This window comes from Nocardiopsis sp. NPDC055879 (assembly GCF_053615935.1).
In genome coordinates this window covers 66,289-91,919 of record NZ_JBSHCT010000007.1, presented here as the reverse complement: position 1 = coordinate 91,919, position 25,631 = coordinate 66,289, and the positions used below count along the sequence as shown (strand labels likewise).

Sequence of the window (25,631 nt, the reverse complement as noted above, 5' to 3'; positions counted from 1 at the left end):
ACCGCCGTCCCCTCGCGATCACGATGGTCGCCCCACCCCACTGACGTCCGGTCCTTGGGCCTGTTCAGCAGCACTCCCCGCCCCCGAGTGTTCGCTCAGAGCGATATCTCGCTCGCTCGGCGTAGGCAGGCCCGGGTCGGGCACCGCGCGGAAGGAGAGCGTGTGGTCTTCCAGAAGGTCCCCCGCCGGGTGGAGCCCGGAGTCGTCACGGTCACCACGGGTCCGACCACCATCCCCGCCCCCGCACCGGCGGAGGCCGAAGGGTCCGCGACCGCCGAACCGGTCGCGACCGACGGCCCCCCGACCCCCATCGACCTCGGTCCCCGTCTCGACGGTGTCCGGATCGTCATGATCAACTGGCGCGACCCCTGGCAGTCCACCGCCGGTGGCGCCGAGGAGTACGCCTGGCGGATCAGCCGCCACCTGGCCGAACGTGGCGCCATCGTCACCTTCCTGACCAGCCGCGAACCCCACCAGGCCCGGGTCGAGACCAAGGACGGCATCGTCATCCGCCGCATGGGCGGCAAGTTCACCGTCTACCCGCGCGTGATGGCCTGGCTCGCCCTGTGGCGGCGCGAGTACCACCTGGCCTTCGACTGCATGAACGGCATCCCCTTCCTGTCCCGGCTGGTCCTGCGCCGGAGCACGAAGGTCGTCAGCGTCGTGCACCACGTCCACGACCTGCAGTTCAACGCCTACTTCTCGGCGCCACTGGCCTGGTTCGGGCGCTTCGTGGAGTCCACCGTCGCCTCCCGGGTCTACCGGAACTGCACCACCGTCACCGTCTCGGAGTCCTCCCGGGCCGCCATGCGCGACAAGCTCACCTGGCGTGCGCCCATCGAGGTCGTCCACAACGGCGGGCCCGCCCCGGCCCCCCTGCCCCCCGCGCCCGAGCCCGGCACCGCTCCCGCCCTGGTCAGCCTCGGTCGCCTGGTGGTGCAAAAGCGGGTGTCCCGCGTGGTCGACCTGGCCCGCTCGCTGGCCGACGACCACCCCGGGTTGAGCGTGCACATCATCGGCCGCGGCCCCGAGGGGGAACACCTCGCCGAACAGATCGGGCGCGACGATCTGCGGGACCGGGTCGACCTGCACGGATTCCTCTCCGAAGAGGACAAGGAAGCCGTCCTGTCGTCCTGCCACCTGCACGTCACCGCCTCCGAGTTCGAGGGATGGGGCCTGACGGTCGTCGAGGCAGCACGGCTCGGAGTGCCCACGGTGGCCTACGATGTGGACGGATTGCGCGATTCGGTCCGTGACGGAGAAACCGGATGGCTCGTCCGAGAGGGCGAGACCCTGGAGGACGTCGTCTCACGGGCCCTGAAGGAACTGTCCGACCCCCGGCGCGCCGAGGAGGTCCGCCGCGCCTGTCGCGCCTGGGCGTCCCGGTTCACCTGGGACGCGAGCGGCGCGCGGATGACCCGCCTCGTCGCCGCGGAACTCGGTATCGATTCCCCCTTGACACCCCCTGACCCGGCAGCAGGCAAGAAAGCGAAGATGTGACTTCGGCGGAATCCACCGCCAGGCGCGAACCGGAGGATTCCACGACACCGTCCGCCCCCGGCGGGTTGGACCAGAGGCTGCTGGCGCGCCTCAAGGTCCTCGCGGTGTGTGTGCTCCTGGGCGCGCTGGCGGCGAGCATCGACCCCGGCCGGATCGTCAGCGACACCAAGATCGACCTGACGATCAACCCCTTGGGGTTCATGGAGCGCGCCCTGCACCTGTGGGACGCCTCCTACTTCGGGCAGCTCCAGAACCAGGCCTTCGGGTACTTCTTCCCCAACGGCCCCTTCCACCTGCTGTTCGAGGTGCTCGGCATGCCCGAGTGGCTCATCCAGCGCTCGTGGATGGCGGTGCTGCTCATCGCGGCGTTCCTCGGCACCTACAAGGTCGCCGAGGCCTTGGGGCTCGGGACCGTCAACACCCGCATCATCGCCGGCATCGCCTACGCGCTGGCGCCGCGGGTGCTCACGCTGTTGTCGTACAACTCGGCCGAGCTGCAGCCCATGCTGCTCATGCCGTGGATCCTGTTGCCGCTCATCCTGGGGGCCGAACGCCGATACCCACCGGCGCGCATGGCGTTGCTGTCGGGGCTGGCGTTCCTCATGTGCGGCGGTACCAACGCCGCCTCCGAACTGGCCGTCCTCGTCGTTCCAGGCCTGTACCTGTTGACCCGCGCCAACGGCCGGCGCAAGTGGCGGCTGATCCTGTGGTGGGCGTTCGGCCTGGTCCTGGCCTCGTTCTGGTACATCGTGCCGCTGCTCATCATGTCGCGGTACGTGTACTCGTTCATGCCCTACACCGAGGACGCCGGCGTTACCACCGGCATCACCTCGCTGTTCAACGCTCTGCGCGGCACCTCGAACTGGATGGGTTTCCTGCCCGACATGGGCAACACGGCCCTGCCCTCGGGGGCGGAGCTCTCGCTCACCCCATGGCTGGTGGCGGTCACCGCGCTGGTCGCCGGGCTCGGTCTGGCCGGACTCATCAACCGGCGTACCCCCGAGCGCCTCTTCCTCATCAGCAGCCTCCTGGTCGGCACGGCCATCGTGGTCGCCGGCTACACGGGTGACCTCACCGGCCCCTTCGCCGCGTCCATGCGGGAACTGTTCGACGGCGCGCTCTCCCCGTTCCGCAACGTCCACAAGTTCGACGCGCTCATCCGGCTGCCCATCGTCCTGGGGCTGGCCCACCTGCCCGTCGTGGTCGCCCGGGACCGGGCCGACCGCTCGGGCGTGGTGGTCTCGGCGAAGGTGCGCCGTGCCGTCGCGGGCGGCTCCGCCGCGGTCTTCCTGGTCACGCTCGTGCCCATCGCCACGGTCGGCATCGCGCCCAAGGGCGGCTTCGAGGAGATCCCCGACTACTGGTACGAGGCGGTCGACTGGCTGGAGGAGCGCTCCGACGAACGCGGCATGACCATGGCGCTGCCCGGCTCCGCCCGCGGCGAGTACGAGTGGGGGCGTCCCCTCGACGAACCCATGCAGCCGTTGCTGTCGGGGGCGTGGACCAACCACCAGATCATCCCGTGGGGTTCGTCCGGGGCCTCCCGCATCACCCACGAGATCGACCAGAGGGTCTCCTCCGGGCGGGGATCCCAGGGACTGTCCGACACCTTCGCCCGGCTCGGGGTCACCCACCTCCTCGTCCGGAACGACCTTCAGCGCGTGGGCAACAACGGCGGCTGGCCGGCCCGCGTCCACCAGACCCTCCAGAACTCGCCCGGCATCACCGAGGCCGCCGAGTTCGGCCCGGTCATCGGTTCCCTCGACCACCGTTCCGCGTCCCAGTGGTTCGACCAGCCCTACCCGTCGCTGACCGTCTACGAGGTGGAGGACGCCGCTCCCCGGGTCGGGACCGTGCCCTCCGCCGACACGCTGCGCGTCACCGGTGGTCCCGAGTCCGTCCTGCACCTGGCCGAACAGGGTCTGGTCGACGACGACCGCCCGATCCTGCTCGGCGACGACCCCGGCGCCGACGCCATCGACGGTGAGAACACGATCGTCACCGACACGGTGCGCCGCCGTGAGGTCGTCTACTCCGACGTGCGCCGCAACTTCTCGGCCACCATGACCGAGGACCAGGAGTACGAGCGCGACGTACCGGCCCCGGACGTCATGGAACCGGCCTGGGAGGAGTACGTCGCCCACGCCCGCGACATCGGCATCGCCGAGGTCACCGCGTCCACCTCCGAGGCGGGGGTCGAGGCCCGCCCCGGTGACCGCGACCCGGGCCACGCGCCGCACGCCGCCCTCGACGACGACCTCGGCACCGCCTGGCGTTCCAGCGCCTTCGAGGGTTCCCTGGGCCAGTGGTTGGAGGTCGAGTTCACCGAGCCCCGCAACCTCGACGGGCTGAACGTCGCCTTCGAACAACTGCCCGGCGAACCGCCGCCCTCCCGGGTCGGCCTCATCACCGACAACGGGGAGTCCGAGGTGGCCGTCGCGGAGACGGACGAACCCCAGGAGCTCAACGCCCCGCCGGGGGAGACCACCAGCCTGCGGATCCGGATCGACGAACTCGCCTGGGAACCCGAGTACCGTTTCGGCACCCGGGTGGGGATCAGTTCCATCTCGATCCCGGGTCTGGAGACCTCGCGCACCCTGGACGTTCCCGGTCCGTCCGAGGCGGGGACGCTGCTCTTCACCGGCTCCACCGGTACCGCTCCGGGCTGCATGGAGGGTTCGCACACGTGGGTGTGCAACCCCGACCTGGAGGTGAGCGGAGAGGACGCCGACCGGCTGGACCGCACGTTCACCCTGGCGGAGGAGTCGGCGGGTTCCCCGCACCGCATCTCCGGCGAAGTGGTCCTCACCGACCCCCGGGAGGCGGAGAACGCCGCCAACCGGGCCGGCGGATACCCCCGCGTCACCGGCTCCTCCACCGCGGTACAGCACCCCGCCGCCATGGGCAGGGGAGCGCTGGACGACGACGAGAGCACCGTCTGGTATCCGGACCCCGAGGAGAAGCGGCCCTCGCTCGACATCGACCTCGGCAGTCGGACCACCCTGGACCACATGAAGGTCGAGTTCCCCCGGGCCGACACCGTGATGCGTCCGATCAAGGTCACCGTCGAGGGTGGCGACACCGTCCGAGAGGGTTGGCTGGACGGCAGTGGGCGCGTGGACTTCGCCGAACTCACGGCTTCCTCGCTGAAGGTCACCTTCGAACGCCCCGAGGGTCAGGCCCTGGAGATCGGCACCATCGACCTGCCCGGCGTGGCACCGGTCGAGCCGATCCCCGACGCCGACATCGACGCCTCCACCACCTGCGGCCTGGGCCCGAACCTGAGGGTCAACGATCGGCGCGTGGAGACCCGGATCAGCGAGGGCACCCTCGGCGACCAGCTCACCGGACGTCCGCTGAGCTACGAGACCTGCACCGACCTCGACCTCATCGAGGGCGAGAACCGGGTCGTGGTCGATCCCGGCAACCGCTACCAGGTCCGTTCGGCCCTGGTGGAGACCGCCGACCTGGCCGACGCGCCCGCACCCGAGGTCACCACGGCGGAGGTCGACACCCTGCACTCCTGGGGACCCGGCGAGCGCAGCTTCGACGTGTCGGTCGACGAGGACAGCCTGCTGGTGGTCAACGAGAACTTCAACGAGGGCTGGGAGGCCCGGGTCGAGGGCGTCGACGGGCCGCTGGAACCGGTGCGCCTGGAGGGGTGGAAGCAGGCCTGGGTGCTGCCCGAGGGCACCGCGGGCACGGTCACGCTCGAATACACCCCCGACGCCGTCTACCACCGGGTCCTGGCCATCGGCGGCGCGCTCGCCGGACTGTTGGTGCTGTTGGCCCTGTGGCCGCGCCGCCTGCTGCCCGGTGGCCGGCGCTCGGCCACCGAACCGCCGCGTGGCGGCCGTGCCCTGCCCACCGCCGGCCCCGGTTGGCTGCCGCGTCCGGTGGTCCTGCCGCTCGGGTTGGCCTACGGGGTGTGGATCGCCGGTTGGGCCGGCGCGGCCGTGGTCGGCGCCATCCTGCTGGTCATCTGGTGGCTGGCCAGGCGGGCGCCCAAACGCCTGCGCCACGCCAAACCCGGAAGGCCCTCGATGGGCGGCCGGGCGCTGCCGCACCTGGCCGGACCCTGGGTGGTCACGGTGTCGCTGGCCCTGGCCGGCCTGACGACCGCGGTCGGGACCTACCTGTCCGTGTACATGCCCTTCCACGACATCACCGAGACGTTCGGTACCGCGCTGCGCGGCTGGGTGCCGCAGGCTCTGTGTCTGCCCGCGATGGCCCGTCTGGTCCTGGCGTTGGGCCAGCGCGGGGAGGCGACGGAACCGCCGCCCGCCGACACCCCGTCGGCGGAGGACGCCGTGTCCGGGCCTACGGACGCACCACCCTTCGAGGGGCCCACGGCTCCGGACGAGGACGGCGGACCGGGCGGTGGATCCGGCGATGGTCGGGGCGCCCCCGGCGGTGATGGGTCCGGACCCGACGGGGCCAGGCCCGCGCACGACGTCGAGGAGGCCCACAGGTGAGCGTGTTCTCCCAGATGGGGCGTGCGCCGCAAGTGCGCCCCGCCCCACTGCTCCCCGAACCCGGCCGACGCCTGCCCAAGGGCACCCTCTTGGTGGCGGTGGGGGCCTTCCTGGTGACCATGGCGCTGCTGCTGCCGTTCTACGTGCAGGACCGGGTCGCCCTCATGCCCGGGGACGTCACCCGGCAGCTGCGGATGGACGCCCCCGGCGCCACCTACCTGGACACCGCCACCTGGACTCGGCAGGAGGGCGCCGACCTGGACCGGACCACCCGGATCGAGGGCACCGCCCACGGGTCGGACTGGTCGGCCTGGGAGATGACCGTCGACACGACCGACTCCGACCAGGTCATCGACCACTGGAGCCGTCGCGTCATCGTGGACCGGGAGACCGGGCGCGCGGTGAACTGTTGCGGTGAGCACGTCGATGGAGATCGTGCCGTCCGCCAGGCCGGGTTGATCCTGGACTGGCCCGCCGGGGTGCCCGAGGGCGACCACTCCTTCTACGACGCCGAGGTGCGGGCCGCCCCCGCGGTCGTCTTCGAGGAGAACGACGAGGTCGCCGGCCTGGCGGTGCGTCGCTACGTCCAGGAACTGTCCGAGACCCAGGTGCCCGAATCGGCCCGCGACGTGCCCGCGGCCCTGTTCGGGGACTCGGCGGGGACTGTGACGGCCACCCGTTGGCTGGAGTTCGAACGGACCTTCTGGGTGGAGCCGATCACCGGCAAGGTCGTCCACATGACCGAGGAACGTACCGAGACCCTGCGCCCGCAGAACGGTTCGGGGGAGGTCTCGTTGTTGGAGGCCGAGTTCGTCCTCGCCGAGGGACAGGTGTCCTCGTTGGCCGAACAGGCCCGGGTCCGCTCGCTGATCCTGCGCGGGCTGGACGTGTGGGTCCCCTGGACCCTGGGACCGCTCGGCGTGGTCGCGATCCTCGCCGGTCTGGTCCAGGCGCTGCGCTCCCGACCCGAGGACGAGCCGAACGATCCCGGAGAGGGCACGGTGATCGAGAGCGTGGCCGCGCCCGACCCGACCGGGAGGGCCTGAGCCACGCGGGCGGGGACATGGGGCGGGTCCGCGAGGAAAACCGGTGGACTTCGGCCTCGGACACGGGCGAGGATCCGGTCACCGTCCCCGTTCGGAAGGCCCCATGCCGATGGCCCCGAAGATCCACCGCCTGCGCGCCCTCGTCCTGCTCCTCGCCATCCTGGCCGCGTCGATGGGCGACGAGGTCCTGCTGGTCGCCGCGGTCTTCCGGCTGTCGGAGACCGGTGACGCCCTGTGGGTGAGCGCCCTGGTGACCGCCCAGCTCGCCCCGCTCATCCTCCTCGGCCCCTTGGCCGGCGCGGTGCTCGATCGCCATGACACGGGGCGGGTGCTGGTCGTGGCCTGCCTGGTCCAAGCGGTCGCCCTGCTGCCCGCGGTCCGCTTCGACGACCACCCCGTGGTGCTGGTGCTGTGCGTGCTCGTGGTGAGCTCCATGGCGGCCTTCGTCAACCCGGCGATCCTCACCCTCCTGCCCCGGGCGACCGGGGAGCTCTCCCCGGTACACGCCAACGCCCTGTTCGAGGGTTCTCGCGCCTCCGCCACGGTCCTCGGGCCACTGGTGGGAGGGGTGCTCGTCGGGTTCGCGGGATTCTCCGCCACGCTGCTCACCGCGTCGGCGGGATTCCTGCTCGCGACCCTGGTCTACCTGACGCTGCGGATCCGTAGACCGGTGACCGAACCGTCGGGGCCGTTGTGGTCCGGCGCGGTGGAAGGAGCCCGTCACCTGTTCGGGGTCCGACTCTTCCGGGTCCTGTTGCCGGTGCTCGTCCTGGCCGTGGTGGCCACCTCCACCATCAACGTCGGCATGGTGTTCGTGGTCCGCGAGGTCATGGGCCACGGGGCTCAGGTGTTCGGCCTGGTCACCGCCGGTTGGGGCGTGGGGCTGCTGCTGGGGGCACTGGCCGTGGCGCTGCTGCGTCCGGCCCCCTCAGGGCGGACGGTCGCCCTGGCCGCCGCCGTCGTGGGCGCCGCGCTGGCCCTGTGGGCCTGGCTCCCGTTCCTGGCGGTGGCACTGATGTGCGTGGTCCTGGCGGGCGTGGGCAACTCCGCGCACAACATCCTGCTCCGCTCGGTGGTCCACCAACGTACGCCCGAACCCCTGCTGGGGCGCGCCCACGCGCTCATGGGGACGGTGGTCAACGGTTCCTTCGTCGTGGGGTTCCTGCTCGCCGGGCTGTTCGCCGCCGACCACCCGCGCGAGCTGCTCGCGGTGGCCGGAACGGTGGCGCTGACGGCCGGCCTGGTCGGTGCCCTCCTGGTCCACCTCACCCGCGCCGATATCGTCCCCGACGCGGTGGGGGCCGACGGGAACAGGGGCGGGTACGGGGACGCGAGGGGGACGGCGGCGTAGAATCGGACACATGTGCGGTCGATATGCCCAGTCACGGAACGTGCACCAGCTGCAACTCGCCTTCGACCTGCCGGAGCAGGCGCTGGGGGAGGAGCCCGACCCACGGGCGTGGCCACCACTGGAGGAACTCGACCCCGACTACAACATCTCACCCGGCCGCCCCGTCCAGGCGGTCTTCGGTCCACCCCCGCAGGGCGGAGCCTCCGGCGCTCCGGGACCGCGTTCGCTGCACACCCTGCGCTGGGGCCTGGTCCCCTCCTGGGCCAAGGACCGCAACATCGGCTACCGGATGATCAACGCCCGGGGTGAGACCGTCGCCGACAAACCCGCGTTCCGGTCGGCCTTCCGCCACCGTCGCTGCCTGTTGCCCGCCGACGCCTACTACGAGTGGCAACTGCTCAACAAGGACGGCACCGCCGAGGCCAGTACCTCGCCGGCCACGGACCCCGGGCACCGCAAGCGCAAGGCCAAGGCGGCCAAGAAGCCCTTCTCCATCCACTACCAGGGCGACGAACCGCTGGCCATGGCCGGGATCTTCGAGCGTTGGCGCGACCCCGAGGTCGCCGAGGACGACCCCGCCGCCTGGGTGTGGTCGTGCGCGGTGATCACCACCGAGGCCGCCCCCGAACTCGCGCACATCCACGAACGCATGCCCGTGATCATGCCCGCCGACGACTGGACGACCTGGCTCGACCCGACCTCCGGCCCCGACGACCTGTCCCACCTGCTGAACGCGACCCCGGTGGACCGGTTCTCCGTCGACGAGGTCTCCACCGACGTCAACAGCATCAAGAACAACCGCCCCGACCTGCTGGAACCCCTTCCGGACGATGGCGAAGAACAGGCGGACACACTCTTCTGACCTCGGCGAGGGTGGACAGGCCGGGGGCGGCCCTGTGTATGGTGTCCGGGGCCACAGGGGGAGTACCTTCCCCCCCCGGCCGGGACGACGTGATCGACGCGTCCCTGGGCACGTTCGCCGTGCCGACATGTGAATACGCAACGCGGGAGCTCGCGCCATGGCGGGCTGAGAGGGCGACTCATCGGTGTCGCCGACCGCAGAACCTGTTCGGGTAATTCCGACGTAGGGAGGCCTGCCATGACGGCTATGGACAGCCGTGATCTCTCCACCGACGACGCGCACCGCGTGACGACCGGTCCCATCATGGGATCTCGCAAGGTGTACCGCGAGACCGAGACCCCCGAGGGTCCCACGCTCCGCGTTCCGCGACGTCGGGTGGAACTCACCAACGGCAGCCACTTCGATCTGTACGACACCTCCGGCCCCTACACCGACGACACCGCCGACATCGACGTCCACCGGGGTCTGCCCCGCACCCGTGCCGACTGGGCCCTGGATCCGATCGACGGATCGGTCACCCAGATGACCTACGCCAAGGCCGGGACCATCACCCCCGAGATGCGCTTCGTCGCCGCACGGGAGGGGGTCGCCCCCGAGTTCGTCCGCGACGAGGTCGCCATCGGCCGGGCCGTCATCCCGGTCAACCGCAACCACCCCGAATCCGAGCCGACCATCATCGGCAAGAGGTTCCTGGTCAAGATCAACGCCAACATCGGCAACTCCGCCGTCACCTCCTCCGTCCCGGAGGAGGTGGAGAAGATGGTGTGGGCCACCCGCTGGGGCGCCGACACCGTGATGGACCTGTCCACCGGCAAGCGCATCCACCAGACCCGCGAACGCATCATCCGCAACTCTCCGGTGCCCATCGGCACCGTCCCCATCTACCAGGCGCTGGAGAAGGTCGACGGGGATCCCACCAGGCTCGGCTGGGAGATCTACAGGGACACCATCATCGAACAGGCCGAACAGGGCGTGGACTACATGACCGTCCACGCGGGCGTCCTGCTCCGCTACGTGCCCCTGGCCGCCCGCCGCGTCACCGGCATCGTCTCGCGCGGTGGCTCCATCATGGCCGCCTGGTGCCTGGCCCACCACAAGGAGAGCTTCCTCTACACCCACTACGAGGAACTCTGTGAGATCTTCCGCCGGTACGACATCACCTTCTCCCTCGGTGACGGGCTGCGCCCCGGGTCCATCGCCGACGCCAACGACGAGGCCCAGTTCGCCGAACTGCGCACCCTCGGCGAGCTCACCCACATCGCCCGCTCCCACGACGTGCAGGTGATGATCGAGGGACCCGGGCACGTACCCATGGACAAGATCGCGGAGAACGTCCGTCTGGAGGAGGAGCTGTGCGGCGAGGCGCCGTTCTACACGCTCGGCCCCCTGGCCACCGACGTCGCTCCCGGATACGACCACATCACCTCCGCTATCGGCGCCGCGCAGATCGGATGGCACGGCACCGCGATGCTCTGCTACGTCACCCCCAAGGAACACCTGGGGTTGCCCGACCGGGACGACGTCAAGACCGGGGTCATCACCTACAAGCTCGCCGCGCACGCCGCCGACGTCGCCAAGGGACACCCCGGGGCACAGGAGTGGGACGACGAACTGTCCAAGGCGCGCTTCGAGTTCCGTTGGCGGGACCAGTTCAATCTGTCCCTGGACCCCGAGACCGCCCAGTCCTTCCACGACCAGACCCTGCCCGCCGAACCCGCCAAGACCGCGCACTTCTGCTCCATGTGCGGTCCGAAGTTCTGCTCGATGAAGATCTCCCAGGACGTGCGCAGGTACGCCGAGGAGAACGGGCTGGACACCGTCGAGGCCATCGAGAAGGGCATGGCCGACAAGTCCGAAGAGTTCGCCGAGGGCGGTAACCGCGTCTACCTGCCCCTGGCCGACTGACTGACACGGAAGCGCCGGTGGGTCGCCGTTTATGGCGGCCCACCGGCCCCTGTGACAGGGTGATCGCAAGAGCCCCGCTGCACAGGAGGTCCTCTTGGAGATCGTCGATTTCGACCTGGCGGTGACCACGGCCGTCTTCGGGCTCTTCTCCTTCGCGTGGTTCGGGTGGGCGCAGGAACGGCCGCCCGGTGACCGGGTCCGTTGGGCGCTGGGCGCGGGTTCACTCCTGGCGCTCGGCCTGACGGTGTACGGCGTGACGCGCGTCCTGGACTCCCGGAGCGAGGGCGTCATCGCAGCCGGCGACAACCTGAGGACGTACCTCATCGTGGTGGGACTGGAGTTCGCCCTCGCGTTGGTGGGCGCCATCGTCCTACGGTTCGTCGACCGTTCCGAGTACACCTCCGCCTGGATCTGCCTGGTGGTGGGGGCGCACTTCTTCCCGCTGGCTCCACTGTTGAACCAGCCCATCCTCCACCTGGTCGGCGTACTGCTCTGCGCCTGGCCGTTCCTCGCCGTGCGCGGGGCACGCCGCCATGACGTGTCGATCAGCTTCGCCACCGGCGTCGGCGCGGGTGTCTGTCTGTTGTTCTTCGACGTCGTGCTCGCCCTCACCCTCATCGGCGTATAGGCGGCCGGTGCTCAGGAAGGCTTGACGACACTCGCGATCAGGTGCACGCCCACGTAGTCGTCGGACTCGGCCGCGTGCATCTCCATCTCCACCAGACGGCCCATGGACCGGGGGTCGCGGGCCAGCATCATCTCCACGGTGGAGGCGGACAGCACGGTTCGCGGCCGGATCCACTCCAGTTCCATCCCGGAGTCGGTGACCAGTTCGGTGAGCTGCTCGGCGGTGAAGCAGCGGGTGATGGAACCGTCCGGCCAGGGCACCAACAGCACGTCGGCGCTGGGCGCGTGACTGAGCTCGGGCCAGTAGTCCTGTTCGGCCAGCAGGGCCATGCCCAGCACCACAGAGTCCACGCACAGCAGGGCCCGCCCGCCTGGTCGTAGGACCCGGGCGACCTCGGCCACGGAGCCCTCCGTGGCCAGGTGCCGGGAGAGGACCCGGTTGTCGGCGATCACCCCGTCGAAGGAACCCTCCGCGAAGGAACGCAGGAACGCGGAGTCGCCGACCACGTGGCGCAGCCGACCCCGGCGGGCCGGCCGAGGCACCACCGCGGCCCGGCCGTTGACCAGGGTGAGCGGCCACCGTATCGCCGCGTCCACGGAGGGCAGGAGGGTGACCACGTCGTGCCCCGCGGCCACGGCGCGTGAGGTGCCTTGGAAGTCCGGACCGGAAAGGTCGAGCAGGCGGGAGGGCGTAGCCGGTAACCAGCGGCTGATCTGCGCCTCGGCGACGGCCCAGTAGAAACGCCAGTAGTCCGACAGTCGATCGGTGGTGGCGAACTGCGCCGCGGGCGATCGGGGACGATCGGAGGCCGGAGTCGGGGACGGTCGCACGTGCACTCCTCTCCCAATCCTTCAAGTGTCCTACCCGCACTCTGCCATGCCTCACCTTTACCGACGGGGCCAATCGTCGAACTTTCGAGGGCCGTCGGTCGTCGGCCCGGCGGAATCAGTGGACGGAGCCCGTTGTTGTCAACGAGACCTGACCGGAAAGTGCGGGTGCCCGGGGGTGTTCGCCGTATTCGTCACTCGCGAGGGAGGAACACGAGAACCATGCCGACTGCCGGCGCGTGCTTGGAGCGCGAGGAAGTGGTGTCGACGTCAGGCCACGTCGATGCGAGGGACCCGGGTGTGGGACCGTATCGTTTGGATATGGACACCCCACCAGGGACCAGCGCGAGGAGGCCGAAGGGCTTGGAACAGAGCCAGGAGACAGCCGAGGAACGGGACGAGCGGTTCGAGAGGGACGTGCTCCCCTTCCTCGACCAGCTCTACTCGGCGGCACTGCGCATGACCCGTAACCCGGCGGACGCGGAGGATCTGGTTCAGGAGACCTTCGCGAAGGCGTTCGGTTCCTTCCACCAGTTCAAGGAGGGGACCAACCTCAAGGCGTGGCTGTACCGCATCCTCACGAACACCTTCATCAACTCGTATCGGAAGAAGCAGCGGGAGCCGAAGCAGGCCGGTACCGAGGACGTCGAGGACTGGCAGCTCGCGCGGGCCGCGACCCACACCGCCGCGGGGCTGAAGTCCGCCGAGGCCGAGGCGCTCGAACACCTTCCCGACAGTGACGTCAAGCGCGCGCTGCAGGACCTTCCGGAGGACTTCCGTATCGCGGTCTACCTCGCCGACGTCGAGGGGTTCGCGTACAAGGAGGTCGCCGAGATCATGGGGACCCCCATCGGAACGGTCATGTCGCGTCTGCACAGGGGGCGGCGCCAGCTGCGCGGCCACCTTGAGGAGTACGCGGTGGACCGCGGGTTCCTCCCGGCGACGCGGGCGGCCGAGGCCGCCGGAGTGGGCGCCAATGGTTCTTCCGCCGGCGGGCGGACACAGAGCGGGTCGGATCGAGGAGATCGACGATGAGCGGCGGCCACGACAAACCTGAGAAGGACACCCCGTGCAGTGAGATGCTGGAGCAGATCTACGTCTACATCGACGGTGAGCTCGGCGAGGGTGACTGCGAACAGGTCCGTGAGCACTTGAGCGGATGCAACCCGTGCCTGGACGAGTACGGCCTGGAAGATGCCGTGAAGAAGCTCGTGGCCAAGCACTGCGGCTGCGATCCGGTCCCGCTGGACCTGAGGGACAAGGTGCTGGGTCGGTTGGCGCGCGCTCGTGAGGAGCAGTTGGCCCGGGAGGCGGGGGCCGCGGGTACCCCACCCGCCTGAGGGCTGGTCCGCTACTCGGCGAAGGCTGGAATTCCAGCCTTCGCCATTTTTTATGCCCGGATGAAGAACGATGATCTCTGCTCTATTTTGTTCTGTTCATATACATTTGTGCCGTTGTGTCATCTTGTCTCTCCTGGGTGTGGGGGTTTTGGTCACCGGGTGCCTTGTCGGATGGCCCAAGGCGTGGTCGACACGCCCGATCGGTTCGAGGTTATTTCGGTCGTGATCGAGTCGGAATGATTTTCCTGAGGTCCGAATCAGTGCACTTCGAGTGGTTACGGGGAGTAGTCATTACTGATGGGGTCTGGGGTGGGCTGTCCACGGATGGTCGAACCCTACGTGGATCGTCCGTGTCCGGACAAAAGCACACGGTTACGCTGGGTAGTCTTCTTGTATTGCTAATTGAATTAGTAATTCCACGCTTCGGAAGTCGATCTTCCGAAAGGGTCTTTCGGGCTGACCAGTTCGGGCTGTGGGTAATCATGTGGGTCTCGGGGCCCGTTAAACTGAAGGCCTTATCCAACGAATAGGGTAATTTGCGCGGCGTGCTCGGGGATGAGCGGGGCGTCGCCATGGGGAGAGGGGACAGCGATGTTCGCTGGCATGTACGTGGCTGCGATGTACGGAATTTTCATGGCTTCCGCTTTTACCGGATGGACCTGGTGGTAGAACAGAACCGGTGAAACCATGACAGTCCGGTCGTCGTCGGTGGGGGGTGAACGGGGGTGCGGGCTCTTCCAGGGGGCGCGCGTGTCTACGTAGGGATCATCGTTGTCTGCGCCGTGGCCATTGTGCTCATCGGTCCCTATCAAGGGATCGACACGGGGACTCTGGCGCTCATGGTGGTTCTCTTCGTGGTCGCGGAGTCGATCAGTACACACGTCCTCGTCGACGTCAAAGAGGCCGGCATCTCGCCCAGTTCGGCCGTGGCACTGGCCGCGGTCGTCCTGGTCGGTCCGGTCGGCGCGGCCGTCGTCGGGTTCTCGTGCGCCCTGGCCCTTCGCCGACAGGCCGTGGTCAAACGGGCCTTCAACGGAGCCCAGTACGCGATCGCGGGCTACGCGACCGGACACGTCTACCTTCTGCTCGGCGGGATCGTCGGGATACCGACCCAGTCGCACTTCCCCGGGATCGTGCTTCCGTACGTCGCGGCGGTCCTGACCTACACCGTGCTCAACTCGGCGCTCATCGCCATCCTCATGTGGTGCCTGGGCGCCACCCGACAGGTCTCGGGTCGTCGGCCCCAACGCTGGCGCCCCCTGGTCGCCCTGGAGCTCTCCTCCATCGGTTACCAGATGCTGGGCCTGGCGATCGCCGCGGTCTGGGGCGCGGTCGGTGTCGTCGCGACGCTGCTGATCCTGTTGCCGCTGTTCATCGCGCGATGGACCTTCGGGCAGCAGACCGCGGAGGCGCGTGCGCACGAGGCCACCCTGGCCACCCTGTGCCAGGCGGTGGAGACCAAGGACTACTACACCCGCGGGCACTGCATGCGTGTGGCCGAGGGGTCGGCCATGATCGCCGCCGAACTGGGCATGTCCGCCGAGCGGGTGCAGAAGATCCGGTACGCCGGGATGCTCCACGACATCGGCAAGCTCGGGGTCCCGACCAAGGTGATCCAAAAGACCGGCAAGCTCACCGACGACGAGTACGCCGCGATCAAGCTGCACCCGACCCGCGGCTACGAGATCGTCCGGGAGATCAGCTTCCTCGACGAGGCCCTCGCCGGTATCCGCCACCACCACGAACGGTTGGACGGGCGCGGGTACCCGATGGGTCTGGTCGGGATGGAGATCCCCGAGTCAGCCCGCATCATCAGCGTCGCCGACGTCTTCGACTGCCTGACCTCCACGCGGTCCTACCGCAAGGCCTGGTCGGTGGAGGAGGCCATCGTCGAACTCCGTCGGTGCGCGGGCACCCAGTTCGACCCCCGGATGGTCGAGGCCATGGTCCGCGCGGTCAGCCGCGAGGGTTGGCAGACCCCGGACATCACCGAACCTCCGGGCGGCCGCTACGGTTCCACCGAGAAGGCCGACTCCACTTCCGCCACCGGCGCACCCGTACCGGCCCCGGCGAAGAAGGGTGGTGGCACGGCCACGGTCGCCGAGTCCACCTCGGCCGGAGCCGTGACGGGTGGTCAGGACCGGTGATGACACAACAGCAGTCGGACGGACCCGCACCCGCGGGACCGGAGGGCGGTGGGCCCGAGGGCGGAGCCCTGGAGCACCAGCGTCGGCGCGAACCGCTCTGGCGCACCTCACGCCCCCTACGGGCCATGCTCGTGGCGGGGGTGGGCGCCGCGTCCCTGACCGCGTTGGTCGGTACCGCGGTCAACGGGGTCGTCGACCCGGAGGTCGCCCTGGCGTTCTGCCTGGTGATCGCCGCGGGCGAGCTGGCCAGGATCAACCTGCCCGGGCAGCGGGAGTCCGCGCCGATCGCGCTGTCCGGCGCGATCGCCTACGCGTACCTGATCAGTCTGGGCGGTGAGCCGGTCCACCACGGCGTCGGTCAGGTCGTGGCGGTGGTGGCCTTGGGCGTGGCCCTGGGTGAACTCCCGCACGTGGCCGTCGGGCGCAGTCCCCGGGTGGAGGGGGTCGCCCGCCGGGTGTTCACCGCCCTGCTGCTGGCCGCGGCCTTCCGGCCGTTGGCCGACCACCTGTCCTTGACCGAACCGTCGATCCTGCTCGCCCTGATCATGATCGGGCTGATCCTGGCGGCCTGGCTGGTGGACGTGGCGATCTCCGCGCTGCTACGGGCGGAACGACTGCGCACCCGCCTGTGGGTCGCGGCCGAGGACGAGGCCAGGGCCCAGGTCGCCACCGGTGTCGCGATCGCCTCCAGCGGTGTGCTCATAGCGTTGGCCTGCACCATCACCGGCCTGGTCGGCCTGCTGGTGTTCAGCGCCCCGCTGCTGGTCTCCCAGGTGGCCTTCCGTAGGCACGCCGAGGTGCGCCGCACCTACCTGGAGACCGTGCGGGCGCTGTCCCGGGTCACCGAGGTGGGCGGCTACGTCGAGAACGGACACTCCCGCAGGGTGAGCCGACTCGCCCACGGCATCGCCTGCGAGCTCGGTCTGGCCGAGCACGAACTGCTGGAGTTGGAGTACGCGGCGCTGATGCACGACATCGGCCAGCTGTCGTTGCGCGAACCCATCGCGGGAGGGGCCACCGTGCTGTCCTCGCCACGCGAGCAGCGTCGCATCGCCGAGTTGGGTTCGGCGATCATCCGGGAGACCGGTGTGCTGGACAACGTCGCCGAACTGGTCCGCCGCCAGTGCGAGCCGCTGGCCGGTGACGGCGACGAGGGCGTGCCCCCACTGGGCAGCCGCATCATCAAGGTCGCCAACGCCTTCGACGACCTCGTCGGTGACACGCGCGAGGACGAACGCCGCACCGCGGTGATCGAACGGCTGCGGATGGACACCGGAAGCGAGTACGACCCCCGCGTGGTCGACGCCCTGGGCCGAGTGCTCGCCCGCGGCTGACCCGTCAGCGGCGGGCGGCGGCCCGCAGCGTCCCTTCCAGGAGCTCCCGCTCGGCCTCGAAGGGGTAACGGGTGGGCACGACGTCGGCGGAGACGATCCAAGCGTCCCCGTCCCCGCCCTCGGCGATGATCCGTTCGGCCAGGTCCGCGATGCTCTCGGCCGACGACACCCGGTTGCCCAGCGCGCCCATGTCCATGTTCGGCAGGTGTTCCCGTACCGGGTCCAGGAGCGGGGTGTCGACGAACCCGGGGCAGAGGGCGTTGAAGGTGACCGGGTCGTCGGCGAAGGTCATCGACAGGGAGCGGACCAGGGCCAGGGCCGCGTGTTTGGTCGCCGAGTAGACCTCGGTGTGAGGTGAGTGGGACAACCCGGCGAAACTGACGGTGACGATGATCGAGGCGCCGGTCCGATGCCGCATCGAGGGCAGCGCCGCGTGCACCCCGTGGACGACCCCGTCCAGGTTCACCCCGACGGCCTGTCGGTAGTGCTCCAGCGAATAGGGGACGCCCATGTCGGTGAAGCTCTCACTCGGCCCGGTGATCCCCGCGTTCAGGTGCAGTACGTCCAGGCCGCCGTGTTCGTTCGTGGCGAGATCGACCACGGTACGGACCTGCTCGAAGTCGCGGACGTCGGTGCGTTGGAAACGGGCCCCCACCTCCTCCGCCAGCGCCGCTCCCGCTTCGGTGTCCACGTCGGCGATCACGACCCGGGCGCCGTCGGACGCGGCACGACGCACCAATGCCGCGCCGATACCGCCGGCTCCGCCGGTGACCAGGACACTCCTGCCCGTGTAAGCGCCCACCATCGAACTCCCCTCCGTCGCTTCCGGTCCTGGAACGAACCTAGGCGGCGGACCTTCCGGGCACCAGGGTGAGGGCACCACCATGCTCCGGGGCGGCAGCGACCCTTCCGGCGCCCGCCCGGGGGCGGTCAGTCCGTCGGGGGACGCAGGCGTGTGACGAACTTGTACCGGTCACCGCGGTAGAGCGAGCGCACCCACTCCACCGGGTGGCCGTCACCGTCGAAACTGTGCTGGCAGTGCAGGACCAGTGGCAGGCCCACGTCCACACCGAGCAGCCGGGCCTCGTTCGGCGTCGCCAGCACGGTCTCGATGGACGCCTCCGCTTCCGCGAGGGACACCTCGTACGCGCTCGCCAGAGCCTCGTAGAGCGAGGCGTAGCGGTCGAGCTGCCTGCGCAGTCCGGGGAAGCGCCGCGCGGCCAGATGGGCGGTCTCCACGGCCATGGGTTCGCCGTTGGCCAAACGGAGCCGCTCGATCCGCAGCACACGACCGCCGGAGCGGATCGCCAGGAGCTCGGCGAGCTGGTCGTCGGCGTTGATGTAGCTGACGTCCAGGATGCGGGTGGCCGGGTGCAGGCCGTGGGCGCGCATCTCCTGGGTGTAGCTGGTCAACTGGAGGATCTGGGCGACCTTCGGCTTGGCGACGAATGTGCCCTTGCCCTGGATGCGCAGCAGGCGACCCTCGACCACCATCTCGGTCAGGGCCTGTCGCACGGTGGTGCGAGAGGTGCCGAACTGGGTGGCCAAGGCACGCTCCGGAGGGACGGGGTTGCCCGCCGGCATCGCCTCGATCAGCTCCAGCAACTGCTTCTTGACCTGGTAGTACTTGGGCACCCGGGGGTTGCCTTCCAATGCCCGCTGAACCGTCATCAGTCTCCTCCGCCGCGTCCAGTGTTCGCCACGCACATCCCGTGCCGTGATGGCCGGTGGCCGACCCTTCCGGCCGCCGATTGGTGTGGACCATTGGTCGAGTGCGTATCCCTTGAGTATGCACGGCTTCATGGGATGATTTGTGAGTGCCTCACCTCAGCGACCTCATTCGCCGTCACACGTCACTCAAACAGGCGGACCTGGAGTGGATCCACTCCCTGGTCTCGGACTGGCAACTCCTGGCCGACCTCTCCTTCGCGGACCTCGTGCTGTGGGTGCGTCTGCGCGAGGACGACGGCTGGGTGGCGATCGCCCAGATGCGACCCACCACCGGCCCGACCGCCTTCCAAGACGACCTGGTCGAGACCGTGCTGCGGGACGATATGACCGATGTCACCTCCCGTTCCGGGCTCAGGGTGGTCGGCCGCCGCGCCCTCATCGACCGGGCCTGGAGCGAGGGAAGGATCTGCCGGGACGGCGACCCCGACTGGTCCGGCGGGGTACCGGTGCGCGAGGAGACCATCCCGGTCCGTCGCCAGGGCAACCTCATCGCCGTCATCCAACGCAGCACCAACCTCAGTTCGGCGCGCACGCCCAGCCGGCTGGAGCTCACCTACCTGCAGAGCGCCGGCGACCTGGCACAGATGATCGCCGAGGGAGCCTTTCCGTTCAGCGACCAGGGACCGCTCATGGTGCGCTCCCCGAGGGTCGGCGACGGTCTGCTACGACTGGACCAGAACGGGGAGGTGGTCTACGCCAGCCCCAACGCGCTGTCCGCCTACCGACGCCTGGGCCTGACCGCCGACCTGGTCGGAGCCCGCCTGGACCGCACCACCCTGGAACTGGCCGCGCAGGGCGAGGCCCGCGACGAGAACCTCACCTACACCGCCAGCGGACGCGCGCCGCAGGAGGCAGAGGTGGAGGCACGCGGCGTCACCGTCCAACTGCGGGCCATTCCGCTGATCATCGACGGGGTGCGCATAGGGGCCCTGGTGATGATCCGAGACGTCACCGAGCTGCGTCGGCGCGAGCGCGAGCTCATGACCAAGGACGCCACCATCCGGGAGATCCACCACCGGGTGAAGAACAACCTGCAGACCGTGGCGGCGCTGCTGCGTCTGCAGTCCAGGCGCCTGGACGTGCCGGAGGCGCGGGCCGCGCTGGACGAGGCCGTGGGCAGGGTGGGCTCGATCGCGATCGTGCACGAGATGCTCTCGCACACACCCGACGAGGTCGTGGACTTCGACGACATCGCCGACCGGGTCATGCAGATGGCGGCGGAGGTGTCCTCCACCGGCGAGGTGGTGGTCCCGCGCCGGATCGGTGGGTTCGGCCTGTTGAACGCACTGGTGGCGACGCCACTGTCGATGGTGCTGGCCGAACTGGTGCAGAACGCGGTGGAACACGGGTTGGGGCAGGGGCCGGGCAAGATCGAGGTGCGGGTACAGCGCTTCGACACCGGACCCGGGTTCCCCGGGCCGAGCAGCCTGGAGCTGGCCGTCTCCGATGACGGTGGGGGCCTGCCGGAGGACTTCGACCTGGAGGGCGCCACGAGTCTGGGTCTGCAGATCGTGCGCACCCTGATCGTGGGCGAACTCGGTGGCACCTTGGCGATCAAGCCGAAGGAGAGCGGCGGCACTGAGATCGCGATCAGCCTGCCGCTGGAACATCCCGAGGGCGCGCTCCCCTAGAGGTCAGGGGGAGATGGGGCGGGGCAGGCGAGTGGGGTTCTGCTCCCGTACGGGCTCAGGGGGTGTGGTCCCGTCGGAGGCGCGCCGGTCCCCGCCCGCGCCGGCGGGGGATCGTTCGGCGTCGTTCGTCGTTCGAAGGGGAGGTCCCGGGAAGGGACGCGATTCAGTGGCTACGGGCCATGGTGCGCTGCGTGGAGCCACTGCGCTTGCGCATCCGGCGGCGTTCCTCCTCGGAGGTGCCACCCCAGACCCCGCCGTCCTGGCCGCTCTCCAGTGCCCACTTGAGGCAGGCGGAGCTCACCGGACAGCGTTGACAGACGGATTTGGCCTCCTCGATCTGGATCAGTGCGGGCCCGAAGTCGCCGATGGGGAAGAAGAGTTCGGGGTCTTCGTCACGGCAGGCTGCGTCATGGCGCCAGTCCATGCGGTCCACTCCTCACAGATTGTGAAGCTTTTCACGATCGCTGTGCAAGGGCACCCGGCGAGAGGCTCAGCGGAAACGGGTCTCCGGCCGGGAGGGTCGGGCCTTCATCCCACGGTCATGTGGGAAGGGCTCGTATTAACTCGCCCGTAACTCGCGGCGATATCTTGAGCGTGACAGGATCACGACAGGCACGCAAGAGTTCCCGAGGTCAAAGGTCCTGATCGACGTGTCGGGTGCGTCACAGTCGGTCGGAATGGCTTCATTCGCCGGAATTAACAGAAGATTCGTAATGCCTTCGGTACCGACTGGAAGTTGACCTCTTCACGCTCTCCCAGGTATTCACCGTCGATTTGGAAGGCCCTCGGGTGGTTCGACGTGATCCGCAGTGAACCCTGGTCGTGCCAGGTCACGTAGCCTTCGCCCCGTCCGGGAAGACCTTTGGGCAGGAACATTTGCGAAAGCACCCAGCCGGTCAACCAGTACGAGGAGCGGGTCAGCGCGAAAGCGTCCAGACCCAGCTCGAAACGGGAGGACGGGGTCGGTTGAAGCGGTAGGGAACCCGCGTACGTCCATGGTGTGGTGTTGGTGACCAGGGCGAAATAGACGTCCCCCAGCGACCTTCCGTCGGTCGACACGGTAAGTGACGGGTCGCGTATATCCCCACCGAAGAACAGCTTTACCGCGACCTCCGCGTACAAGGCGGGAGTGGCCTTCCGGCCGTTCTCTCGCTCGTGCTCCACCTGCTGCACCACGTCGGCGTCCCACCCGAAACCGGCACAGAACGTGAAGTAGCGGTCGTCCAGGTGGCTGGTGATCCGGCCCAGGTTGACCTCGCGCTCACGGCCGGAACGGATCGCGGCGAGGATCTGCCCGGTCGCCTCCACCGGGTCTCCGGAGACCCCCAAGGCGCGGATGAACACGTTGGCGCTACCCCCGGGGATGACCGCGTAACTGGGGCGCTTCCGCTCGGGTACGGCCAGGAGCCCATTGACGACCTCGTTGACGGTCCCGTCGCCGCCCAGGCTCAGCACCAGCCCGAAACCGCCATCGGCGGCGTCTCGCGCCAACTTCTGGGCATGGTCGCGGTAGGAGGTCTCCACGACGGTGACGTCCAGTTCCGACCTCAACGCGCCCAGGATCACCTCGCGGGTGCGATCGGTGGTCGTGGTCGCTTTGGGGTTCACGATGAAGAGGGCACGCACCCGGCCAGTGTAGGGGGTCGAGGATACGGAGGGCCGTGCCAGGGGCGAGGCCGGGGAGGGCGGTGGACCCGTATAGGTTTGACGCGTGTCTTCGCGTCCCATCACTCTCATCATCGCCGCCGCGCTGGAGGCCCTGATCGGGCTGGTCGCGGCCGTCGGCGGCCTCTACAGCCTGTACACGGCGATCGCCGGTGAGGCCACCGACGTGACCTCCTCCGCGATCCCGCTCACCGTCATCGGCCTGGGCGTCGGTGGTCTGTTGATCTTCGTCGCCCGCGGACTGCTGCGGCTGCGCGAGTGGTCGCGCACCCCGGTGGTGGTCACCCAGCTGTTCCTGGCGGTGGTGGCGTACTACATGTTCACCGGCGAGCAGTACGTGATCGGCGGGGTCATGCTCGGCACGGCCGTCATCGCGGCCGCCGCCGTCCTGGCACCGCCCACGACCGCCGCGTTGTACCCCGACCAGACACCGCCCGGTCGTACCGGGCGCAAGTAGTGGCGAGGTGGTGTTCGGGCGCCTGAGGCGGGTGGAACCCGCCGGCGCCCGAACGACCGTTAATCGTCGGTGGTGAGTGCCTGGCGCAGCTGGGCCAGGGTCCGCGCCAACAGACGGGACACGTGCATCTGCGAGATCCCCAGTTCCTGGGCGATCTGTGACTGGGTCATGTTGCCGAAGAAGCGCAGCAGCAGGATCCGCTTCTCCCTGGGCGGGAGCTGCTCCAAGAGCGGCTTCAACGACTCCCGGTACTCCACGCCCTCCAGCGACTCGTCCACGATGCCGAGCGAGTCCGCGACGGCGGGTGCGTCCTCGTCACCGCTGTCGGGGGCGTCGAGCGACACCGTCGAGTAGGCGTTGGCGGACTCCAGGCCCTCCAGCACCTCCTCCTCGGTCATCTGCAGGTGCTGGGCCAACTCCGCGACGGTGGGAGAGCGCCCCTCCCGCTGGGAGAGGTCGCTGACCGCCTTGGTCAGCGAGAGCTTCAGCTCCTGGAGGCGACGGGGAACCCGGACCGCCCAGCCCTTGTCCCGGAAGTGGCGCTTGATCTCACCGACGATCGTCGGGGTGGCGTAGGTGGAGAACTCCACCCCGCGCTCCAGATCGAATCTGTCGATGGACTTGATGAGTCCGATCGTGGCCACCTGGGTGAGGTCGTCCAACCACTCACCACGGTTACGGAACCGGCGGGCCAGGTACTCCACCAACGGCAGGTGGAGCTCCACCAGTTCGTCACGTATGGAGCGCCGCTCGGGCGAGTCCGCGTCGAGTTCGTTAAGGCGCTCGAACAACGCTCTCGCGCGCGCCCGGTCGGGCACCGCGTGCTCGGTCTTCGCTGTCAGAGCGGGCCCCCTTTCGCTCACGCCGGCTCCAGCGTGCCGCGACGTTTGTACAGGACGATGTAGACGCGATCGTCCGGTCCGACCCCCGCGTCCACGTCCCCCGCCAACGCGGACAGGACGGTCCACGCGAAGGTGTCGCGGGCCGGAAGGCGCCCGTCCGCGGTCAGCACCGAGACGGAGATGCGCATCCCATCCGGGGTGAGTTCGAATTCCGTGGTCAGTTCCGTGCCGGGCAGCGCCTGGGAGAGGAGCATCGCGCAGGCCTCGTCGACACCGATCCTCAGGTCCTCGATCTCGTCGAGGGTGAAGTCGAGTCGCGCGGCCAAGCCGGCCGTGGCCGTCCGCAGCACCGACAGATAGGCACTGTCGGCTGGCATGTTGACGGTGACGGCGTCGCGTACACCGGTGGCGTCGGCCGTGGGCACGGCGGTTTCTTCGGTCACGTCCCTCCTTCGGGGGGCGAGGTTGCCGCTTGAATGCAATGTATCTCGTTTCACCCTGCCACTGACGCAGGGAAGTGAGATCGTGTCCGGCGGGTGATGGCCGAACCCGAGACGAATGGTCGGACTCAGGTCCGCGCGGAACCCACAGCGACCAGCGCGTCGCCGTCCAGACGACGGACCGTCCACTCGTCCATGGGTGTGGAGCCCAACGACTCGTAGAACCCGATCGCGGGGGTGTTCCAGTCCAACACCGACCACTCCAGGCGTGTGTAACCACGTTCCACGCAGATCCTCGCGAGGTTGCGCAACAGGGCACCGCCGTACCCGTGGCCGCGCATCTCGGGTCGTACGTACAGGTCCTCCAGGTAGATCCCGTGCCTGCCGGTCCAGGTGGAGTAGTTGAGGAACCACAGGGCGAACCCCGCCGACACGACGGTGCCGTCGGCGTTCTCGTGCTCCACGAGGTGCGCGTACACCGCCGCGTCCGGGCCGAACAGCGCCCGGTGGAGGTCGTCCTCCGTCGCCACCGCCGCCTCGGGTTCCTTTTCGTATTCGGCGAGTTCACCGATCATCCGGTTGATGACGGGAACGTCTTCGGGGCGGGCGGGACGGATCATCGGACCACCTCGGGCGAGTCGGGGACGGCGGATGTTCCCAGGGTATGCGTCCGACGTAAGGGGAATGTGGGGCCGATGATCGGCGCGTGGTGATTGAGGTGCCCGCGTACCGCTCAGTGCGGTCGGTGCGCCACCACGCGTTCCACCAGTCCGAAGAACAGCCGGTCGTGGTGGCCCACCTCGAAACCGACCTCCCCGGCGACCTCCCGGGGGAGCCTGCGCGGGTGTTCGCGTCGGCGCTCCCGCAGCAGCAATGGCATCCGCGTGTACTCGATGTGGTCGACCAGGAGCAGCCGGCCGCCGGGTACCAGGACGCGGTGCATCTCCCGTAGGGCCCGTTCCTGGTCGGGGATGGTGCACAGGGAGAGCGTGCACACCACGGTCTCGAAGGAACGGTCGGCGAAGGTCATGTCCTGCGCGTCGCCCTCCACCAGGGTGATGGATCGTTCCAGGCCATCGGCCTTCTCCCGGGCCTTGGCGAGCATCGCGGGGCTCAGGTCCAACCCGGTGAGTTCCACCTGGGGCGGGTAGTACCGCAGGTTCCGCCCGGTCCCCACGGCCACCTCCAGGGTGCGCCCGCGCGCGCCGGTGCACAAGAGCTCCCTGGTGTCGCGGATGGCCACGTGTTCGCAGTGGCCTCCGAGGTCGTATCGGCCCGCGCGGTGCTCCCAGAGCCGACGTGTCTTTTCCGTACGCGAGTCCATGCCTCTCCCCGGGACAGGTTCGGGGTGCCCCTGGGAAAAGACTCTGGGACCGGGAGGCCGGCCGGTCAAGGGGTGAGGCGGGGTGTTTCCCGATCACCCCGAACCCACGTGCGGTTTCGGGTGGAT

At 69.1% G+C, this 25,631-nt stretch carries 22 protein-coding genes; 13 read left to right on the top strand and 9 right to left on the bottom strand.

The genetic code is table 11. The features are described 5' to 3' along the window. Nucleotides 1-162 precede the first annotated feature (162 nt). From ACWGKS_RS10040 to ACWGKS_RS10010, 7 genes are all read left to right on the top strand, one after another. Nucleotides 163-1,500, top strand: coding sequence for a glycosyltransferase family 4 protein (locus ACWGKS_RS10040; protein ID WP_452522359.1), 1,338 nt, complete (start codon nt 163-165; stop codon nt 1,498-1,500). Continuing rightward, a complete protein-coding gene (locus ACWGKS_RS10035) occupies nt 1,497-5,975 on the top strand; it encodes an alpha-(1->3)-arabinofuranosyltransferase (protein WP_452522357.1) in 4,479 nt (1,492 codons plus the stop codon). The genes ACWGKS_RS10040 and ACWGKS_RS10035 overlap by 4 nt, the downstream gene beginning before the upstream one ends. Beyond that, the gene (locus ACWGKS_RS10030) at nt 5,972-7,021 is read left to right on the top strand and encodes a DUF3068 domain-containing protein (protein ID WP_358503214.1); all 1,050 of its coding nucleotides are present in this window, start codon (nt 5,972-5,974) and stop codon (nt 7,019-7,021) included. Before ACWGKS_RS10035 ends, ACWGKS_RS10030 begins: the two co-directional genes overlap by 4 nt. A 103-nt stretch (nt 7,022-7,124) precedes the next feature. Further along, nucleotides 7,125-8,372: an MFS transporter gene (locus tag ACWGKS_RS10025; protein WP_452522355.1), complete on the top strand. Its 1,248-nt coding sequence runs from the start codon at nt 7,125-7,127 to the stop codon at nt 8,370-8,372. Nucleotides 8,373-8,382: 10 nt separating this feature from the next. Then, nucleotides 8,383-9,234, top strand: coding sequence for an SOS response-associated peptidase (locus tag ACWGKS_RS10020; RefSeq protein WP_358503209.1), 852 nt, complete (start codon nt 8,383-8,385; stop codon nt 9,232-9,234). Nucleotides 9,235-9,471: 237 nt separating this feature from the next. Next, nucleotides 9,472-11,139 carry a phosphomethylpyrimidine synthase ThiC gene (gene thiC, locus ACWGKS_RS10015; RefSeq protein ID WP_358503206.1) on the top strand — a complete coding sequence of 556 codons (1,668 nt, stop codon included), beginning with the start codon at nt 9,472-9,474 and terminating at the stop codon, nt 11,137-11,139. A gap of 94 nt (nt 11,140-11,233) precedes the next feature. Continuing rightward, nucleotides 11,234-11,767, top strand: coding sequence for a hypothetical protein (locus tag ACWGKS_RS10010; RefSeq protein ID WP_358503203.1), 534 nt, complete (start codon nt 11,234-11,236; stop codon nt 11,765-11,767). A gap of 11 nt (nt 11,768-11,778) precedes the next feature. Here ACWGKS_RS10010 and ACWGKS_RS10005 read toward each other — a convergent pair whose 3' ends face one another. Further along, nucleotides 11,779-12,603, bottom strand: coding sequence for a methyltransferase domain-containing protein (locus tag ACWGKS_RS10005; RefSeq protein WP_358503200.1), 825 nt, complete (start codon nt 12,601-12,603; stop codon nt 11,779-11,781). Between the two features lie 354 nt (nt 12,604-12,957). On the opposite strand from ACWGKS_RS10005, the gene ACWGKS_RS10000 reads away from it, so the two are divergent. From ACWGKS_RS10000 to ACWGKS_RS09985, 4 genes are all read left to right on the top strand, one after another. Then, the gene (locus ACWGKS_RS10000; RefSeq protein ID WP_358503197.1) at nt 12,958-13,629 is read left to right on the top strand and encodes a sigma-70 family RNA polymerase sigma factor; all 672 of its coding nucleotides are present in this window, start codon (nt 12,958-12,960) and stop codon (nt 13,627-13,629) included. Beyond that, on the top strand, nt 13,626-13,934 hold the full coding sequence (gene rsrA / locus ACWGKS_RS09995; RefSeq protein WP_358503194.1) for a mycothiol system anti-sigma-R factor: 309 nt from the start codon (nt 13,626-13,628) through the stop codon (nt 13,932-13,934). The genes ACWGKS_RS10000 and rsrA overlap by 4 nt, the downstream gene beginning before the upstream one ends. 791 nt (nt 13,935-14,725) lie before the next feature. Further along, nucleotides 14,726-16,081 (top strand): HD-GYP domain-containing protein, encoded by a 1,356-nt coding sequence (locus ACWGKS_RS09990; protein ID WP_358503510.1) that lies wholly within the window; start codon nt 14,726-14,728, stop codon nt 16,079-16,081. Then, a complete protein-coding gene (locus ACWGKS_RS09985; protein ID WP_358503191.1) occupies nt 16,081-17,415 on the top strand; it encodes an HD-GYP domain-containing protein in 1,335 nt (444 codons plus the stop codon). The genes ACWGKS_RS09990 and ACWGKS_RS09985 overlap by 1 nt, the downstream gene beginning before the upstream one ends. A gap of 4 nt (nt 17,416-17,419) precedes the next feature. On the opposite strand, the gene ACWGKS_RS09980 is transcribed toward ACWGKS_RS09985, so the two are convergent. Both ACWGKS_RS09980 and ACWGKS_RS09975 read right to left on the bottom strand, forming a co-directional pair. Beyond that, entirely contained in the window at nt 17,420-18,220 is an 801-nt protein-coding gene (locus tag ACWGKS_RS09980; protein ID WP_358503188.1) for an SDR family oxidoreductase, read from the bottom strand. A 125-nt stretch (nt 18,221-18,345) separates the two neighbouring features. Next, nucleotides 18,346-19,086 (bottom strand): GntR family transcriptional regulator, encoded by a 741-nt coding sequence (locus ACWGKS_RS09975; protein WP_358503185.1) that lies wholly within the window; start codon nt 19,084-19,086, stop codon nt 18,346-18,348. A gap of 146 nt (nt 19,087-19,232) precedes the next feature. Here ACWGKS_RS09975 and ACWGKS_RS09970 point away from each other — a divergent pair, with 146 nt between their 5' ends. Continuing rightward, the gene (locus ACWGKS_RS09970; protein ID WP_358503182.1) at nt 19,233-20,777 is read left to right on the top strand and encodes a sensor histidine kinase; all 1,545 of its coding nucleotides are present in this window, start codon (nt 19,233-19,235) and stop codon (nt 20,775-20,777) included. A 163-nt stretch (nt 20,778-20,940) separates the two neighbouring features. Here ACWGKS_RS09970 and ACWGKS_RS09965 read toward each other — a convergent pair whose 3' ends face one another. Together ACWGKS_RS09965 and ACWGKS_RS09960 are read right to left on the bottom strand one after the other, a co-directional pair. After that, complete coding sequence (locus ACWGKS_RS09965; protein ID WP_067601456.1) at nt 20,941-21,201, bottom strand: WhiB family transcriptional regulator; 261 nt, start codon at nt 21,199-21,201, stop codon at nt 20,941-20,943. Between the two features lie 272 nt (nt 21,202-21,473). Then, nucleotides 21,474-22,403 carry a diacylglycerol/lipid kinase family protein gene (locus tag ACWGKS_RS09960; RefSeq protein WP_358503179.1) on the bottom strand — a complete coding sequence of 310 codons (930 nt, stop codon included), beginning with the start codon at nt 22,401-22,403 and terminating at the stop codon, nt 21,474-21,476. Between the two features lie 85 nt (nt 22,404-22,488). On the opposite strand from ACWGKS_RS09960, the gene ACWGKS_RS09955 reads away from it, so the two are divergent. Then, nucleotides 22,489-22,899, top strand: a complete 411-nt coding sequence (locus ACWGKS_RS09955; RefSeq protein ID WP_358503176.1) for a hypothetical protein — start codon at nt 22,489-22,491, stop codon at nt 22,897-22,899. A 59-nt stretch (nt 22,900-22,958) separates the two neighbouring features. Here the strand turns inward: ACWGKS_RS09955 and ACWGKS_RS09950 are convergent, their stop codons facing one another. From ACWGKS_RS09950 to ACWGKS_RS09935, 4 genes are all read right to left on the bottom strand, one after another. Continuing rightward, nucleotides 22,959-23,717, bottom strand: a complete 759-nt coding sequence (locus tag ACWGKS_RS09950) for an RNA polymerase sigma factor SigF (protein WP_358503507.1) — start codon at nt 23,715-23,717, stop codon at nt 22,959-22,961. Between the two features lie 41 nt (nt 23,718-23,758). Continuing rightward, nucleotides 23,759-24,184 carry an ATP-binding protein gene (locus ACWGKS_RS09945; protein ID WP_067601466.1) on the bottom strand — a complete coding sequence of 142 codons (426 nt, stop codon included), beginning with the start codon at nt 24,182-24,184 and terminating at the stop codon, nt 23,759-23,761. Nucleotides 24,185-24,309: 125 nt separating this feature from the next. Further along, complete coding sequence (locus ACWGKS_RS09940; protein ID WP_358503173.1) at nt 24,310-24,801, bottom strand: GNAT family N-acetyltransferase; 492 nt, start codon at nt 24,799-24,801, stop codon at nt 24,310-24,312. Nucleotides 24,802-24,914: 113 nt separating this feature from the next. Continuing rightward, nucleotides 24,915-25,505, bottom strand: coding sequence for a class I SAM-dependent methyltransferase (locus ACWGKS_RS09935; RefSeq protein ID WP_358503170.1), 591 nt, complete (start codon nt 25,503-25,505; stop codon nt 24,915-24,917). Nucleotides 25,506-25,631 lie beyond the last annotated feature (126 nt).